This is a genomic window from Vibrio sp. 070316B (assembly GCF_013114115.1).
GTDB classification, from domain to species: Bacteria; Pseudomonadota; Gammaproteobacteria; order Enterobacterales; family Vibrionaceae; genus Vibrio; species Vibrio chagasii_B.
Window position 1 is genome coordinate 1 of the sequence record NZ_VTYC01000014.1, and the last position, 16,849, is coordinate 16,849.

Below are 16,849 nucleotides of genomic sequence, written 5' to 3' on the forward strand. Positions count from 1 at the left end.
GATTTCAAAAAGAAAGAAGATATTTTTTGCTAAATCGATGCCGATGATTTTATGCTGAGTCATGGTCTTCTCCTTTTACTTCGGACCTGAACACTCCAAGCATGACTTACCGTCATGTGAAGTGGTAGGGGAGACCATCTCATCACCTTAATGCGGCGTTAGTTTTTTTATTCAAGTAATGAGGTCGATAAGTGAGTAGTAACTTAGACAAAATGACAATCTTCAGAGCTAAAACCTCTGTTAAAAGCTTCGCGGCTATATTTGATATATCTACAGAGCCTTTACCCAGATTTACGTATCAAAGTAATGGCTATGAGATAGAGGGGATCGTAAAGTACGCCGATGTAGGTGGTGCATCTAAAACGGAAGCTGATTACCCTTGGATGGTAATGCTTAATAACCTTAGCGAAGATCTAAATCTTAAATTTTCAAATACAAATAAGTCACCTTCAGCTGTTTTATGTTTGAAAATAACTCGTGATGTCGGTGACATATTGTTCTATGTATTAACTTTTGGTATGCATACTTCTAGATTTATAAATTCAGATAAGTTAGTAAATGATTTTGGTATAAAAGTCGCAATGAACATATGCGACCATAATAATCTTAAAAAAGTTAACACTACAACGCACTCATCTGTGTCGACATTAACAGATCGACAAGCTAGTAAAGGTGCCAATTTAGAAATATTTGACATAAATGATGAGAAAGAATTTTTCAGATCCATTACTGGTTCAACGTACGATAATTATCCATATATAAAGTCATTTTCAGGGAAAAGTTCCATTACTGTAAATCTAGAAAAAGGAACTAGTGTAACCGATGATGGAATAGTTGATATATTGCTAAGTTTGGAAGAAGCCTACGATCTAGAGTTATACAAAGAAAAGTTCCCTTCTTATGGTAGGCTTGATTATGTAAGTGATGAAGATGAAATTGATAGATTAAACGGTGTTTTGTTTGATCTTCTGAAAAATAAAGATTTTTCAAATATTCATTTATCGCCAAGCAATATATTGGATGAAAATGTTTCCTATTTCTCATATAAAGATCCTGAAGCGTACGAATTTGTTGATGAATTCGATGACCTCAATATATCCGATCTTATTTCTCAAAATCAAAATTTTAATCAGAGATCTTCCATTAAAACCGTCTTGAACTGGAAAGTGTACTATGTGAATACTTCTGGTGAAATATTCACGATGAGGGCATATAACTGTATAAATTGTGAACTTGAAGATAATGGAATTACCTATATATTAAGTTCTGGTACATGGAGGAATGTTAGTTCAGATTTCAAGTCTGAAGTTGAGTTATATGTAAAAAATAACATCAAAGATAAATCTGATGATTATCTTCCGAATGATATTTCTATTCACTGTATAGTCGAGGAAAATGGCAAAGACACAGTAAAGTATAAGGAGGAAGTTTATAACTCATATGTCGCGGAAAACGATGATAATATATATTTGTTTGATAAATCGAAAATTAATATCGCTGGTCAAAAGAGATACGAAATATGCGACTTACTACATAGGGATAGAGAGCTGATCCATGTGAAAGTATTAAAAAGTGGTACAAACTCATTAAGTCACTTGTTTGTGCAATCTAGATTCTACACAGATGCATTTGTAAAAGATATTGACACTAGAAAGTCTATGATTGAGTTCATCAATAATAATGATAACACAGAGAATGTTTGTAAAGACAAAGATGCATTTCTTTCAATTGTTAAGGAAAAACGGTCTGAGCTCCAAGAGTCAACATTTTCAGTTTTGCTTTGTATATTAACGTATACACAAGATAAAAAGGTTGATGACTTGCCTTTTATGGCGAAGTATGAGCTTGCAAATACCCACAAATACCTCATTAATGAGCGAGGTATTGAGTTGGCATATGCTATAAGACTTGTTAACAAAAAAAACTAACAAACAATTTAAGACTGATTCAGCACGCTCGGCAATTTTGGTTTGGGTCGGATTTCGTGTTTACGGTGTTCCTATTGAGTGTCGTGGTTGCGTGCTTCACACCTTAATTGGGCGTTAACTTTACAGGGTAAGTATGGAATCTAAAAATTTTAGAATTAGCAATATGGCTAGAAGCGAACTAGCAGAGATTTGGAAGTACTACGATACCGATAGTATCAACCAACTTTTGATGCAAAGCAACGCCCAAGAAATTGAGGTGCTTGTTGGACATCTGAGTGAGACTGGCATCCAGATAGTTTTTGATGGATTCAATGCTGAGGCTGCTAATAAAGTGTTTTCGTCGCTACCGCGTCGAATGGTTAATAAAGTACTGCTTTTGTGTAATTCCAACACATTATCTAAATTACCTAGGTTGTTAGATCGCCAGATTCTAATGCGTGTCATAAAAAGTACGAGTACTGATGTAACTAATAGATTGCTCAAAACTTTGCCAGTTGATGAAAGACGAATGCTTCAGGAAATCACTGAAGAAGAGTCTGAGTTAGATAGTAACTATAAACACTATCTAAGTGAGAAATTTGAGAATTCACTAGAAAAAGAATCTCTCATGCGCATTAAAGAACTAGAAGAAAGAGAGCGTTATTTAGAGCGCCGTCAGCGAGCAAGAGAAGAACAGTTTGCTGAGCAACTAGAACACTTGCGTAGTCAAATTGCTACAACAGAAAAAGAATTCCATGTTCGCCAGAATAAACTAAAGAGCATAGAAGCAAGCTATATAAAGAAAGAAAATGAACTAAAAGATAATATTAGGGTGTTACAAGAAGAGCATCAAAAACAGGTTCAAGAGAAAATTGAAATTAAGGTTCCAGAGTTTGTAAATAAGGCAGTTGAGACACTAAAAGTAAAGGAAAAAGAGTTCTCGGATAAGTCTTCTGATTGGAATAAGCAAGGAATGTTTGCACTCGGTGCCGCTATCGTATCTGCCGTAGGTGGTTTGATATACGGTGGATTTGAGTTTAATTCAGCAGCAAAAGAAAATATCGATTGGTTCTTCTTTTCATTCCTGTTGTTAAAAGGTTTAATTGTTGTAACTCTTTTTGGTGCTTGGGCGAAACATGCTTATAGCATTGGCAATGCTTATATGCACGAGTCGTTAAAACGAAGTGACCGTATGCATGCGATCAATTTCGGGAAGTTATACTTAGAAGTCTATGGTAACGATGTAAGTCAAGCTGACATGAAAGCTATTTTCGAGAACTGGAACTTAGATAGTGACAGTGCATTTACAAAAATAAAACCTACAAACTTTGAGCCTAAAGTAGTGGAGCAAGTTACTCAAATGATTAATGCTGTTTCAAAGGCGTCACCTCAAGACAATAGCGTTCAAAAAGCAAAATAGCGGAAAGTAAAGTTAACAAAGCATTTAAGAGTGATTCGCAACGCTTGGCAGTTTCGCTTCGCTCAAGTATAGCCAAGCGCCGCTCACCTTAATGCGGCGTTAACTGTATTTGGAGAAAATAATTGGCTGATTACATAAATAAAAACATCTTAAGTCAGGCTTACATACACATCGAGCCTCAGAAACTGAAATCAAAAGAGGAATTAGCACAATTTAAGGTGGAGCTTGAGGCATTTGCTCGTCAAAGGATCGGCTTTTTCTTATCTCCAGATTTACCAATAGAAATTGAGTTTGAAGAAGGCTCTTTAATCGCAAGAATCACTGTACTTGGTACGATCAGCGTACTTTTCCAATTTATCTCGGGTTACAAGGACTTTCGAGAAGGAATCCAGTTTATGTACGCTGACGCCAAACGAGTAACTGACTATATAATTTCTCACACAACGTTTGAGTCTGGGGCAAAGCAACAAGACGTTATCCGGTTAGAAGCTCGCGTGGGTATTATTGGTTCAATCCAGAAGTCTATCAATCAACTTGAGGCAATTAAACGAGGTGCTAGTGGTGGCATGTTGGCGGAAGAAGTTGGTAAAAAGGTTGAAGACGCAATCACAGATCTTCAAAAATTAATGGACAATATCAATGATGCGTCAGATAAAAAGTTGGTTGGCGCCGGCCTACTTGGCATAGCTAATGAAATTCCATTTCAGCCCAAAGCGCCTAAGGACAAAGTTAATTCATTAGAGGCAATCTTAGGCTTTCAGCGCAGAAGGCAAAGGCTCTTAGGACACCTCAAACAATACAGTTAACAATCTGTTTAAGAGTGATTCGCAACGCGTGGCATTTTTACTATGCGTTGGTTTTAGTGTTTAAGGTGTTATGTGGAAGCTTCGGTATTGCGTTGCTAACGCCTTAACAGGGCGTTATATGAGTTTATTCTTCAACAGAACAGATCTTGAGATAATTTATGAGTGAATATGTAAATCCTATTGAGAAGCTTATCCATAGTACTGTACGTATTAATTGTGACGACGGTAAAGGCAACAGTTCATCAGGAAGTGGTTATGTCTTTTTCTTCTGTGAAAAAGACGAACAAAGTATCCCTTGTATCGTAACTAATAAGCATGTTGTGGTGGGGGCCCAAACTGGTAGCTTTAATCTAACCTTAAAAGGTGAGGACGATAAACCAGTGCTTGGCTCTCATGAGGTAATTACGTTAGATGACCTTTCTCAACATTGGATTCCTCATCCAAATCCTAACGTAGATTTAGCGATTATTCCTATTGGCCCGATTCTCAACAAAGCTGAGCAAGAAGGTAAGCGGTTTTATTATATCCCTCTTGGCAAAGGGGTTCTGGCTGATGAACAACTATTAAACTCGCTTCCTTCAATGGAGGAAGTCGTTATGATCGGTTATCCCAATGGGATATGGGATGCCAAGCATAATTTGCCGATCATTCGCAGGGGTATCACAGCAACGCATCCTAAACTGTCTTTAAATGGTAAGCCTGAGTTTTTAATTGACGCAGCTTGTTTTCCAGGCTCATCAGGATCCCCTGTATTCTTGGCAAATATTGGTAGTTTTGTAGATCATACAGGCGCTTTGGTTGCTGGAACTCGAATTGCATTATTGGGAACTCTATACGCAGGTCCTCAACATACAACTACAGGTGACGTGGTTGTCATAGAAGTTCCAACAGACTCTAAATCAATTTCAGTGGGGAGCATTCCTAATAATCTTGGATTAGTTATCCACTCGTCTGAACTTTTAGCTTTTGAACAAGTTATTGAAGACAGATTGCGTAACGAGCCACCATTATCACGAAATAGCCTCTGTAATTGTGGCAGTGGAAATAAATACAAAAACTGCTGTGGGAAACTCATATAACAATCCGTTTAAGGTTGATTCGAAATGCGTGGTATTTTCACTATGCGTTGCGTTTTGTGCTTAAGGTGGTGTGCGGGAACTTCGTTGTTGCGTTACTCACACCTAAATGCGGCGTTAGAAACAAAGTTAAGTTTTGAGGTGGTAATCTTGAAGAAAACATTTTTGCAAATGAAAAATGCTTATCAAAAAATGGACTTCAGTAAGTTGTCGCAAGAAGAAGTACAGCAGAAACTCTACACCGTGCTCGAAAGTAAGAAAATTTCGTTCAAGTTTGGTGAAATTACCCTCAATGATGATTCATACTTTGTGCGGGTTAGGACTGAAAATGATGGTCAACCATATAATCACTATGATGAGTTCTGGGCTCCTCCTGCTAATAGTACAACCCTCGGGCGCTGCAATAAAGATAAGCAGCCAAAGCTTTACACCGTTGTAGGAACCAACATCAATAGAGACCTGATATCAGTTACAGAGGAAACTAACCTTGGACCAGGCAGTTCTTTTGTGGTCATCGTATATAAGTTGAAGAGCCCTCTAACAGTACCTATTTCCTTAGACTTATTTCCTTCTATTGATACAACGCAGACAAAAACAAATTCAGTTTCCAAATTTCTAATATCAGAGTTTACGGTGAACCCAGAACACGGAATTAAGGACAGGTATAAGTCAACAGTCGCTATATCTGAATTGATGATGAACCCCGATGGTCACCGAAGCAAAGTGCCTGCTTTTTGCTATCCCTCATGTGCGTTAAATAGAGCGTTGAAAACAGAAGGAAACGGAGTGGTTAACATCGCTTGGGAGCCAGACTTCGCCATGGAACATCTGAAAATTGAAACCCTTAGAAGAGTTAGAGTAGATTGGAATACAGAGTGGAATCTGGGTAGCTCGTTAGAAGAAAGTAAAAAGTCATCCGGAGTTTATATTGGAGAACGTGGTGAAATTCTTAGTGATGGTTCAGTTGTTTGGTTCAATGTCGAAAGCAAATAGCTAACAATGGCTTAAAGGGAGTAAAACACCGGATCATTTTTTATTCTTATCAAATTTTGGTGCTTAAGGTGGTTTTACTCGTGAAGCTTGTTTTTTTAGCCCCTTAACAGGGCGTTAGGGGCCTTGTCTGAAAATTTGATAATAATCACATGGTTGCATTTGAAAGTGATGCTTTTAGGCATCATATTGAGTGTGGACTCTATGGATGCAATATATGAATAAGCCACACTTAGTTAATAAATTTCAAATGCACTACTATTTCGGCGATGACTCTCACACAATGGATGCATTGGTGCGCAATCGTTGTGAAGCCGAAGTTATTGCGATACTCACAGAGATCGCCAAAACACTTAATGAAAGTATCTTAATCGAATGCGAAGCACACAGAGAGGGTGGGCTCCGTGATATATGGCAGCTAGCTAACGCAAACGCTGGCGTTCTTTCTGTTATTGTTGGTATTGCAGCTATAGCTGTCCCTTTACTACCCAAATCAGATTCGGAATTGGAGCGCCTTCAAAAAGAAGACCTTCGTTTGAGTATCGAAGAGCGAAAATTGAGGATTCAAGCTTTAAAAACTGAGATAGCGGAAGATAAAGTCCAATCTGAAACAGTCACAAAAGTCGCCGAAGTAGTAAATGAAAACTACAAGGTTATCACTCGACGCTCTAATTTATTCAAGCATTTAAACACCTACAGTAAAGTCACTAAGTTAGGTGTAAATGGTCTCTCATCTGACGGTAGTGAGGTTAGCCCTGAAACTGAGGTGGTACGCGGTAGCTTTAAGCGCTTTATCTTAAGTTCTAACGTACTACCAGTCGAAACGATTGATGAAGCAATTATTGAGATTGTTTCTCCAGTGTTGAAGCAGGGTAACTACAAATGGAAAGGTGTTTTTGATGGTGAAACTATAAGTTTCACAATGAAAGACCAGGTGTTTAAACAAGATGTACTAGACGAAAGAATTAGTTTTCAGCATGGGTCTGCGATCAAGTGTGCTTTAAACATTCATAGCAAATTAGACGAAGTCGGCGAAATCGCTATAACAGGGTATTCGGCCGAAACTGTGTTGGATAATATTAATGGTCAGCAAATAAGCCAAACGCCTCAAGGCTTGGCTTACAGACACAAAAGAACTTTGGAAAAAGGGCAAGGAGACTTGTTCGCAAGCTGAAGTTCGCCCCCAACAAGTCTGGGTCTCACCTTACCCGATTGGAGTGCTTATTATCCATACAAACTGATCAAGAGGGGTTCGCAACACTTGGCATGTTTACCATGCGTTGCTTTTTTGTTTAAGGTGGCATGCTTTGGCTTCGGTATTGCGTTGCTCAAACCTTAATTGGACGTCAGTAACGCAATTTGCGGCTTGTGTTATAGGTTGCATAATCTGGCTAAGTATATGTTTATCATCATGTTAAAGTAACTCGTATATATCAAACTACGGGCAACCTTATTATGAAAAAAGTTCTATTAGCACTTACTTTTGCTTTGTCAGCAACATCATTCAACTCATCGGCTGCATTTGGGCTAAGTGATTTAAAGCAAGACAAGATCTGTCATTTTGCTAACGGTGATGAAGCGAATGCCAAATGCAAAGATGGTGATGTAGCTATGTGGACACCAAATTCATTTGGTAACGAACAGCTACCAATTTTGTATATCTCACTGTTTTGCGATTTTGAAGCTCCAATTACTCATACTGTGGGTGGTGTTTCTTGTATTTTTACCACCAAGCGTAAAGCCCAATGGAGCGATTTTGGCATAACTGTTAAGTAAGAAAGCGTTTTAACCCGCATTTAAGAGCAGAACCCAACGGCAGCATGCTATCGTTGGGTTTTGTGTTTTTAGAGTAACGCGTTCTTGGATGATGGTTTTTGGTTTGGAGGTTAGTATTCATTACCCAAAACAACGTATTCGCTTATTTGGCTATTAAGGAAGTAAACCATGAACATGAAGGCGTTTTCTAGCTTGGTGGGTTTGTCGGCTCATACGCTTAGATACTATGAAAAAATCGGTTTGCTTAAAAATGTTCAGCGTAATAGCAGTGGGCACCGAGTGTATACAGCGAAAGACGTAAAGTGGCTTGAGTTTGTCATTCGCCTAAAAGAAACGGCCATGCCACTCGAAGAGATATTGGAATACGCTCGATTAAGGGAGCAGGGCAGCAGCACGGTACTTGAACGTCAAGCTTTGCTCGAACAGCACCAACAGAGTTTAAAAGCGCATATTGCGCAGCAGCAATCCCACCTTTGCGCTCTGGAAGACAAAATTGACCTGTATAAAGGCGGAAATGTGCGTTGACTTAGAGTGAACTCTAACTTGTATGCTGCGCTCCTATTCAATACATAGGAGCAACACAATGAACACGTCACGTTTTGAAAAAGGGCTAGAGCTACTTAAACAGATTGATGGTGAAGCTGGGCAAAATGTTATCGAAAGCCTGCAAGACATTTGCCCCGATTTAGCCAAATACACCATCGAGTATCCTTTTGGTGATATCTATGCTCGTAAAGGCTTGGATTTGAAATCTCGCGAGATTGCGACGGTGGCAGCGTTAACCGCACTAGGCACCTGCGCCCCGCAACTTAAAGTGCATTTGAATGCGGCGCTTAATGTGGGTTGCAGTGAAGAAGAGATCAAAGAGGTGATCATTCAGATGTCTGTGTACGCTGGTTTTCCTGCTGCGCTGAATGGGATGTTCGCATTCAAAGAAGTGCTCGCTGAACGAACGGCTAAACACGACAGTGAACCTGATGCTTAACGCTTGGCGCTCCATCACTTGGCACTTAACACTTAACACTTAACACTTAGCACTTAACATCAGTGCCAAGTGGTGTTTTCATGAAGGTCATTTTAAAGGGCGCCAATAACGGCGCCCTTTGTGTTAGTTGGCAACGCTATAAGTGTCGTGGTCGCGCAATACGAAGAGTGCAGTACGCTGTGAGAGGCGGATTTCGGCTTGCCTTTTTAATCGTTGGGTAAAATAAATACAGGACAAGCATAAAACACACAGGCGTGATGTTCGGTTTTTAATGGAAGACATTGAAGTCATAGAGAGATAATTAAATTTTAATTGAATAATTTACTTGGAAATAGAATTAATACTCTAAAAAATACCGTTTTATACATGACTCTTTCCCATGGATAAATTGTGACTTTAATTCAAAATAAAAATAAAACCCAACTTGGAGTTGTTACTGTTATTTTAATTTAAACGTCATATTAAAAATTGGTATTTAGATGGGAGTTAATGATCCATGAACCTTTTTTAGCGAAATAGACTTCATGGTTCGTATGAGAGTTATCCTTTCTATAGGTGCTTTTAGATGAGTGGTTTTTATTTAAGTTATTGTTATCTATTGATTTGTATGTGATTTTCTTTGTCTGTTAGTTATGCCGCCAAGACCCTTTCTTATCCAGGTTAATTTAATTATTTTTACCTTTTCTAAATTAGTTAAACCTAATTTAGCTCATTCTAAGTGGGTGGTTTAAAGGGGCTTTACATAATTGTATTTTCCGAAATTTTGGGCTTTATCTCATAATTAAATAAATTTTGACATTTATTCAATAAGTAAAAGTTTAATTTCTTGTTGGTTAATTTCTTGTGTAAATTAAGTGTGCTTGCAAGGGGGGGATGAATTTCCAATTGCAGGTTTATTGCAGAAATAAAATAATTAATATAAAGCTAAGGAATCAAGTATGTATCTAAGAAAGAGCAGTGCTAAACAGATTCACTCTTTTGGATATCGCGCGTTAGGGCTAACAATGCTTTGCTCTGGCTTATTGTTGAATCCAATTTCACAAGCCATGGCTAGTGAGTTCAGTACTGATGCGGTAGCTCAGTCAGAAAGTGAATACTGGAGCACCTATAAGCTAGATATCACAAACACGGGCTCAGATAGCGCAGACATGCGTGAAGCCGTGATCGAATTTTTATTGCCAGTAGCGATTAACGAGATCAACTGGGCGTCGAACCATCTTTCTTACCCATCATGGGAAATCTCTCATACGACGCAAGCGGATGGGGTATTGAACGCCGTGACGTTGATGTTCCCAGAAGGCTCTTGGGTTGATAGTGAGCTGGCCTCAGGTGAATCTGCGGCATTGACTATCTCTTTCGGTGGTGAACTGACAGATCTGAATGCGTTTGAGAATTCTGTTGTGGTTAAAGTGGATGGCGAAGTGGTTCCTCCACCAGAATTTTCACTGGATATTTTAGCGCCTGCTCAAAACTCAGTGGTTTACACAGGTACGAATGTTGACATCATTACGGGTGTCGAAGGTGAGGGTGCAAGCAAACTCGAGTTCTGGGCAAACAGTACCAAATTGGGTGAGCAAAACGTTGTAGAAGGTACAACAGAATACCAACAAGCTTGGCTTCCAAGCGAAGTTGGTGCAGCATCGATCACTGTGATGGCTTTCAATGACAGTGGCGATAAACTCACAGAAAAAGCAGTTCAAGTGACGGTAGAGTCAGAATCGACGGCGCCAAATCCACCTGTGATTGAGTTTATCTCGCCAGACGCAGGCTCTTCTCACCAAAAAGGTGACAGCATCACAATTTCAGCGCATGTAACAGATGCAGATGATGACTTAGCGACGGTTAAGTTCTTCGCTAACGATTCAGAAGTGTGTTCTCTTGATGCGAAAACGACCCAAGATTTCTCTTGTGACTGGACAACGCAAACGGCAGGCTCTACTACGCTTCGTGCGGAAGCAAAAGATGACGAGCAACATGTCTCTAGTAAGAACTTAACCATCACGGTGACAGATACAAGCACCAGCTGTGGTGACATACCTCAGTACCAAGATGGTGTGGCCTATAACGTCGGTGATGAAGTCACTAACATTGGCAATATCTACTCATGTACGGTAGCGGGTTGGTGTGGTAACCCTGTATGGACACCAGGAACCGGTCATCCAAGTTATCCTGATGCGTGGAAAGATGCATGGGATGAAGCGGGTGAGTGTGATCCGAACCCAGTGCCAGTGGTGGACGTTCAATCACCGCAAGATGGACAGAAAATCGCACCTAACCAAGCATTTGAAGTTGTAGTCGATGCATCGGATGATACTGAAGTTGCTCGCGTTGATGTTCAATTGAATGGTCAAGTGGTTGCGTCATCAAACACGCCTTCACAAAGCGATACTTACACCATCACGGTGCCTGCCCAAGTTGAAGGCCAATACACATTAACGGTTGTTGCCTACGATGACCAAGGTGCGAGTGCGGAGGCGGCGCCAATTTCTTTAGCGATTACCGATAAAGACTTGGTTGTTTCTTTAGCATCTCCTGTGGATGGTTCAAGCTACTTCGAAGGTCGTGCGATTTCGATCAAAGCAGATGCGAAGAGTTACGAAGGCGATATTTCCTCGGTAAGCTTCATCGCGAATGGTAACGAGCTGTTTAAAGACACGGAAGCACCTTATGAATATGAGTGGCTAGGTGCTCAGCAGGGTACATATGCTGTCACGGCGAAAGCGGTCAATACGGCCAACCAAGAGCAAACCTCTGCAACGTCTAACATTACGGTCAAAGAAAGCACAGGCGGTGGCGGCTTAGTCGATAACCCTGATCGCTCTATCAGTTACCTAACGTCTTGGGGTTTGAATGACTACCAAGAGCTGTTCAACTCAGAAGGTGATGGTTACTTATTATCATTTGGTAAGTGGGACGCGAGCGGTAACATCACGATCTCTGATGGCATGCTAACACCACCGAATTACAATCCGGACTGGATGCCAACACAGTACCTAGCATGGTCAACGCTCAAGCATGACAACGAAAATGCGACTATGATGGTTGCGTTTGGTGGTCAAACTTACGAGAGCATTTGGTCGGCGATCAGTACGCCTGAAAGCCGTGAATCGGTTGCGAACGGTTTAGTTGATTTGGTGCATACGCCATTCCCTGTGTACAAAAAGAACCTAAAACCTGAAGAAGTGGAAGGCGAGTGTCTTGCAACAAATTCAGACGGTAGCTGTGATTACAGCAAGTACCAATTAGCGGGTTACGTGCACATTGATGGCCTGGACTTTGACTTTGAGAAAGCGGCACGAATCTCAGACAAAGAGAACCAAGACTTAACGGCTTTGATCAAACTTATCCGTGAGAAAGTGGGTAATACGAAGGTTCTGTCTCTGACGACTTACCACGTAGGTGCGGATCCAGTTGAATGTATGGATGCGAGCGTGTTTGAAAACTGCTCTTACATTGAAGAGTCTGGCCGTTCATCTCACCACGGTGAAGTGATTGATCTGTTGAAAGCGACCAAGAACGACTTCGATTTCTTCAACGTGATGACATACGACGCGGGTCGAAACTTCTTATACGAAGTCGCGATGGCAAACTACGCTGAGTACATTGGAGACAAGTCGAAGATTGTTCTAGGTAATACGATCAACAGTCAGTGGGCACCCGGTGGTAACTTTGTTGAAACACGTCAGAACAACCTAGACCGTGCTAAATGGCAGAAAGATAACGGTTACGGTGGCTTCTTTATGTGGACGTTAGGTTCAAACAGCCAAAGTTTGAGCATGGCAGAGCAAGTGGACTACTTTAACGAGATGATTAGCGTAAGTAAGTAGTACTTACCTTATCACCTACTTGAATGACGGAAGGCGCTTATGCCTTCCGTTATTCTTTTAATCTCCATCATGGGAATGCTTTTCTCGCCTTATTCCCATACCAATCTCACATTTACTTTCACTTCAGACCTATCACACCTTGGAAAGTTTAAATGCTCACTTTGTGTTAGTTGGCAACGCTGTAAGTGTCGTAGTCGCGCAGTAAGAAGAGTGCGACACAAGCTGCAAGCATTGGCCAAGAGGCAAAGAACAGTAGGTTATTGAACGGGTCCGTGTACTTAGCGAAAGAGGAGAAGGTGGAACCTGCGTGTAGAACTAGAATTGCGCCGTAGGTGTACTTCTTCCACATGCCGACGACGAACGCACCCAAAAACCCGATCTGAGCGACGCCTAAGGCCATCATCGCATTGGTTGATATGTCCACCCCGTAAAAGCCGGACAGCACCTTAACAGCGTGCTCTGGCACAAGAATCTTATCCAATCCCCAGAACAAGAAGACGATAAAAATGCCGACTCGCAGTAGCAGTAGGCTGGTGGCCAGTTTGGTTTGCAGTGTCTTTTCCATGATATTCCTTTTATGCACTCACGGTGCGATGACGTTAAATGTTCATCAAAGGAGACCTATGGCTGTTGTGTTTTCTTTCGCAGTTTTTCAGTGCCTTATGTAACAAGGAATGTCTGGCTAGGTTTGTGGTTCGCGCTGTGAATGGGAGATAGGAATTAGAAAGGGGTTTTCTATTGTGGGTAAATCAGGAAATCAGGAAAGCGCTGGCTGTCTCTTCAGCGCTTCCCCCGCATCGGTTTACATTCATATGTTAGGTTGGCGAGATGTGATACTCATGAGTCGCAGTGATGTGCTGTTGTTGCCTGAGCAGGCTGATGGTTAGGTTGATTGGCATCGGCTTATAGAAATAGAAACCTTGGATATAGTCGACACCTAACTTAGACAAGACTTTCACTTGCGATTCATACTCTACGCCTTCCACGATAACCTGCATGCCTAAAGTACGGGACAGTTGCAGCATGGACTCTAGCAAAGGAACACCAAAGCTGGATTCGTCTGAAATGTTCTGCACGAAGACGCGATCAATCTTTAGGATGCTGAACGGAAATTGCCTTACGAAATCTAACCCTGAGTAGCCCGTACCAAAGTCATCAATTGCGACTTTCACGCCCATGTTCGCTAGCTTGGTTAGGTTTTCTTTTATCTTTGCCATATCCGCGTCTGAGCACTCACCATCTTCGGTTACTTCAAACACCACCTGCTTTAGAATCTCAGGGTTTCTTTTGAAAATCCCTGATACTTTGTGGGCGAAGTTACTGTTAGACACGACGTTTCGGCTGATGTTGACGCTGATGTATTTGTCTTCGAAAAGGTCTTGATTGTGTTTGATGGTTTTCAATACTTCGCGTAGCACAAAGTACGTCAGCTCTTCTATCAAACCTAGCTTCTCTGCGAGCGGTATGAAAATAGCGGGTGAGACGTTGCCTTCAATCGGGTGGTTCCACCTTAACAGTGACTCACAGCCCACGATTTGGGTGGTTTTCTGGTCAACAATTGGCTGCATGTGAACTTGCAGGTGTTTGTTTTTCAGAGCGCTAGAGAGGGAATATTCTAAACTGCGTTGGCTCTGTTTCTTATGTTTAGCGGACAACAGGACAATGGTGGTGATTCCCGCCATAAGAAACCCAAACCAAGAAAAGCTCATTAAGAAGTTGATGTAGTACTGATGCCCGATGTAGGAGGTGATAGCCAGAGGGTATGTCTCTGATTGTATGCGAACCTTCGAAAAGTACACTTCGGGTTCGGTTGGGTGAATATCTCTTTTTATCACTTCTACTTTTGAGTTGATTCCATGGCTACTCAGGTTTGACTCTACAAGATCGTAGATAAAGTGTGGCGGTATCATCAGGCTTACTCCCGCCTGCTGTTTGTCCGAGAAAATCAGCATGATGGACTGCACCTTGGTAATTGCAGCGTTGGAGTACGATAAGGTGGTTAAGTTTGGATCGTCGTTGAGCCTTTCTCGGATGCTGCTATAAAGGCGAAATGACACCTCGCCATCGGTGGTAGAGCAGTAAAAGCGGTTATGTTTATTGAATACAGCGGCTTCTTTCACCCAATCGGCATTGAATACATTCTGGCGAAGCTCGGTCACGATGGCATCACAAGATAGAGCGGGTGTGATGCCTGCAAGAAAGCTGCCAAACCTGGCTTGGATCTCTTGAAGTCTGGTTTCAACTAATTGTGAAGATTCTTCGGTTAACGCATGATAATGAGACGGTGTAAAAGGAATGAGCAATGCCATCGACAAAACGAAAGAGATGGCAAAGTAGAATGTGGTCTTGGCAAAATGTTGGTACTTGATATCCATAATTGGAGAAGCGTTACCGATTGGATGAGCATTCGATTTAATTTATAAATTTAACGATTAGGTAGCAAGGAAAATAATAAATATTGTGAATGCACGCATGGATTATTGATAAAGATAATGTTTTTTTAGTTTCACCAGTAACATATTGATGTTAATCCGGTTTTCTTTGTGGATTTTACGTGTTTTTGCAGTAGTAATACGAATTAAAAATATTTATAACCCTATAAAGGCTAGAGTTATATACGATTGCAATATTGAAGAAAACTAACCGAATGATTAGGGATTGGTATGAAAAAAGCGATAGCACTGCTCTTACTGACTTACTTCTCTGGTTTGGCACATGCTGGCGAAGACGCGGTTGATTGCGACAATGCGATGAACACATTAGAGATCAATCACTGTGCCGCACTTGAGCTTGAATCTGCACAGGTAGAGCTTGAGACATACTTAGCAGCCAGCTTTGAACACAATGCAGATGATACTGAGTTGGTGGGGGCGATTAAGGTCGCTCAGGAGAGTTGGCAAGCCTATATGACAGCGCATTGTGACTCTGTGTATACCCAATGGCGCGACGGTTCAATTCGTGGGCTGATGGCGCTTTCTTGTAAGACTAAGTTAACCAAGCAACGCACGCACGAAGTGTGGGAGACCTTCTTAACTTACATGGACAGTACGCCGCCTGTGTTGCCAGAACCTAAGTTGATGGAATAGACAGGCGAAAATGAGCTCGAGAGTGTGCGCTTGCTTCAATGGTTTGGCTTGAAGTAAGAAAGCGAAGGGTGATTCTCTTACTCTGCATTTGATTTGTGTTACCCAGTAAGGATTCGATTTTGAATAATGTCAGTATCACCCTTGTTCAGCTTGAAGTTGAATACAAAAACAAACAGAAAAACCTCGCTCTGGTTTCGGATCTTTTAGATGTGCAAGCCTCCGTCGGTGACATTACCCTGCTACCTGAATTGTTCTCCACGGGTTACATCTTTAACCAAGCGTCAGAAGTGCACGAGTTAAGCGAAAACTTCGCCAATAGTGAGACCATTGATTCTTTGTCGAAACTGGCAGAAAAGCATGAAACTTTGATTGTTGCTGGCATTGCAGAGGAAGACCAAGGCGAATATTACAACGGCGTTGCTGTGATTGATGGAACCGGGCTTCGCCATAAATATCGCAAAGTCAGTCAAACCAAATTCGATAAGCAGTATTTCTCACGGGGCTCTGAGCTTTTAACTTTCGAATATAAAGGCCTGAGGTTTGGTGTGGCGATCTGTTTCGATATTTGGTTCCCAGAGATCATGAGAGCGTATCACTCTGTTGATGTTGTTCTTCACCCCGCCAATTTTGGTGGTCACCACAGTTTTGCCATCGGACGGGCGAGGGCGCTAGAAGAAGGTTGCCACATCGTAACGTGTAACCGTGTTGGGCAAGATGCGGTTGATGCCTTTACTGCAACCTATTGTGGTGGAAGCCGAGTCTATTCACCAAAGGGAGACTTGGTGCTTCAATGTTCGGACAAACAGTCGGTTGATACAGTGACTATTCAAGACTTGGCGATAGCGCCTCAATACAATGGGATAGAACTGTTGGATGAAATGCAGAAAATCGCCTCTGTGTTAAGCCGTTAGGATGACGCAATGCAGTATGGAATTGAAAAGGGCAAGGTATTTCACCTTGCCCTTAGTCTTGAAGT

At 41.3% G+C, this 16,849-nt stretch carries 14 protein-coding genes; 12 read left to right on the forward strand and 2 right to left on the reverse strand.

Translation table 11 applies throughout. From position 1 onward, the window contains the following. Window positions 1-191 precede the first annotated feature (191 nt). The 10 genes from F0251_RS12210 to F0251_RS12265 all read left to right on the forward strand — a co-directional run bounded on the left by F0251_RS12210 (window position 192) and on the right by F0251_RS12265 (window position 12,787). Entirely contained in the window at window positions 192-1,928 is a 1,737-nt protein-coding gene (locus F0251_RS12210; protein WP_105058066.1) for a DUF6119 family protein, read from the forward strand. A 133-nt stretch (window positions 1,929-2,061) separates the two neighbouring features. Beyond that, on the forward strand, window positions 2,062-3,327 hold the full coding sequence (locus tag F0251_RS12215) for a hypothetical protein (RefSeq protein ID WP_146107447.1): 1,266 nt from the start codon (window positions 2,062-2,064) through the stop codon (window positions 3,325-3,327). 122 nt (window positions 3,328-3,449) lie between these two features. Next, window positions 3,450-4,133, forward strand: coding sequence for a hypothetical protein (locus F0251_RS12220; protein ID WP_105058068.1), 684 nt, complete (start codon window positions 3,450-3,452; stop codon window positions 4,131-4,133). Between the two features lie 158 nt (window positions 4,134-4,291). After that, window positions 4,292-5,212 carry a trypsin-like peptidase domain-containing protein gene (locus F0251_RS12230; protein WP_105058070.1) on the forward strand — a complete coding sequence of 307 codons (921 nt, stop codon included), beginning with the start codon at window positions 4,292-4,294 and terminating at the stop codon, window positions 5,210-5,212. A gap of 147 nt (window positions 5,213-5,359) precedes the next feature. Further along, on the forward strand, window positions 5,360-6,202 hold the full coding sequence (locus tag F0251_RS12240; RefSeq protein ID WP_171731055.1) for a hypothetical protein: 843 nt from the start codon (window positions 5,360-5,362) through the stop codon (window positions 6,200-6,202). Between the two features lie 214 nt (window positions 6,203-6,416). Further along, the gene (locus F0251_RS12245) at window positions 6,417-7,373 is read left to right on the forward strand and encodes a hypothetical protein (RefSeq protein ID WP_105058072.1); all 957 of its coding nucleotides are present in this window, start codon (window positions 6,417-6,419) and stop codon (window positions 7,371-7,373) included. Window positions 7,374-7,654: 281 nt separating this feature from the next. After that, window positions 7,655-7,975 carry a hypothetical protein gene (locus F0251_RS12250; RefSeq protein WP_102432414.1) on the forward strand — a complete coding sequence of 107 codons (321 nt, stop codon included), beginning with the start codon at window positions 7,655-7,657 and terminating at the stop codon, window positions 7,973-7,975. 168 nt (window positions 7,976-8,143) lie between these two features. Next, a complete protein-coding gene (locus F0251_RS12255) occupies window positions 8,144-8,500 on the forward strand; it encodes a MerR family transcriptional regulator (RefSeq protein WP_171731056.1) in 357 nt (118 codons plus the stop codon). 58 nt (window positions 8,501-8,558) lie between these two features. Beyond that, complete coding sequence (locus F0251_RS12260) at window positions 8,559-8,960, forward strand: carboxymuconolactone decarboxylase family protein (protein ID WP_102478296.1); 402 nt, start codon at window positions 8,559-8,561, stop codon at window positions 8,958-8,960. A 938-nt stretch (window positions 8,961-9,898) separates the two neighbouring features. Further along, complete coding sequence (locus F0251_RS12265; protein WP_171731057.1) at window positions 9,899-12,787, forward strand: Ig-like domain-containing protein; 2,889 nt, start codon at window positions 9,899-9,901, stop codon at window positions 12,785-12,787. Between the two features lie 166 nt (window positions 12,788-12,953). On the opposite strand, the gene F0251_RS12270 is transcribed toward F0251_RS12265, so the two are convergent. Together F0251_RS12270 and F0251_RS12275 are read right to left on the reverse strand one after the other, a co-directional pair. Continuing rightward, window positions 12,954-13,352, reverse strand: coding sequence for a hypothetical protein (locus tag F0251_RS12270; RefSeq protein ID WP_171731058.1), 399 nt, complete (start codon window positions 13,350-13,352; stop codon window positions 12,954-12,956). A 250-nt stretch (window positions 13,353-13,602) separates the two neighbouring features. Continuing rightward, window positions 13,603-15,162 (reverse strand): EAL domain-containing protein, encoded by a 1,560-nt coding sequence (locus F0251_RS12275; protein ID WP_061031112.1) that lies wholly within the window; start codon window positions 15,160-15,162, stop codon window positions 13,603-13,605. Window positions 15,163-15,450: 288 nt separating this feature from the next. Here F0251_RS12275 and F0251_RS12280 point away from each other — a divergent pair, with 288 nt between their 5' ends. Together F0251_RS12280 and F0251_RS12285 are read left to right on the forward strand one after the other, a co-directional pair. Further along, complete coding sequence (locus F0251_RS12280; RefSeq protein ID WP_171731059.1) at window positions 15,451-15,873, forward strand: lysozyme inhibitor LprI family protein; 423 nt, start codon at window positions 15,451-15,453, stop codon at window positions 15,871-15,873. Between the two features lie 119 nt (window positions 15,874-15,992). Then, complete coding sequence (locus tag F0251_RS12285; protein ID WP_128163990.1) at window positions 15,993-16,784, forward strand: carbon-nitrogen hydrolase family protein; 792 nt, start codon at window positions 15,993-15,995, stop codon at window positions 16,782-16,784. The last annotated feature ends 65 nt before the right edge of the window (window positions 16,785-16,849 follow it).

Bases quoted from the DNA above. Each gene is read 5' to 3' on its own strand.
- F0251_RS12215 (WP_146107447.1), top strand. From the start codon at position 2,062: ATGGAATCTAAAAATTTTAGAATTAGCAATATGGCTAGAAGCGAACTA.
- F0251_RS12230 (WP_105058070.1), top strand. From the start codon at position 4,292: ATGAGTGAATATGTAAATCCTATTGAGAAGCTTATCCATAGTACTGTA.
- F0251_RS12245 (WP_105058072.1), top strand. From the start codon at position 6,417: ATGAATAAGCCACACTTAGTTAATAAATTTCAAATGCACTACTATTTC.
- F0251_RS12250 (WP_102432414.1), top strand. From the start codon at position 7,655: ATGAAAAAAGTTCTATTAGCACTTACTTTTGCTTTGTCAGCAACATCA.
- F0251_RS12255 (WP_171731056.1), top strand. From the start codon at position 8,144: ATGAACATGAAGGCGTTTTCTAGCTTGGTGGGTTTGTCGGCTCATACG.
- F0251_RS12260 (WP_102478296.1), top strand. From the start codon at position 8,559: ATGAACACGTCACGTTTTGAAAAAGGGCTAGAGCTACTTAAACAGATT.
- F0251_RS12265 (WP_171731057.1), top strand. From the start codon at position 9,899: ATGTATCTAAGAAAGAGCAGTGCTAAACAGATTCACTCTTTTGGATAT.
- F0251_RS12270 (WP_171731058.1), bottom strand. From the start codon at position 13,352: ATGGAAAAGACACTGCAAACCAAACTGGCCACCAGCCTACTGCTACTG.
- F0251_RS12275 (WP_061031112.1), bottom strand. From the start codon at position 15,162: ATGGATATCAAGTACCAACATTTTGCCAAGACCACATTCTACTTTGCC.
- F0251_RS12280 (WP_171731059.1), top strand. From the start codon at position 15,451: ATGAAAAAAGCGATAGCACTGCTCTTACTGACTTACTTCTCTGGTTTG.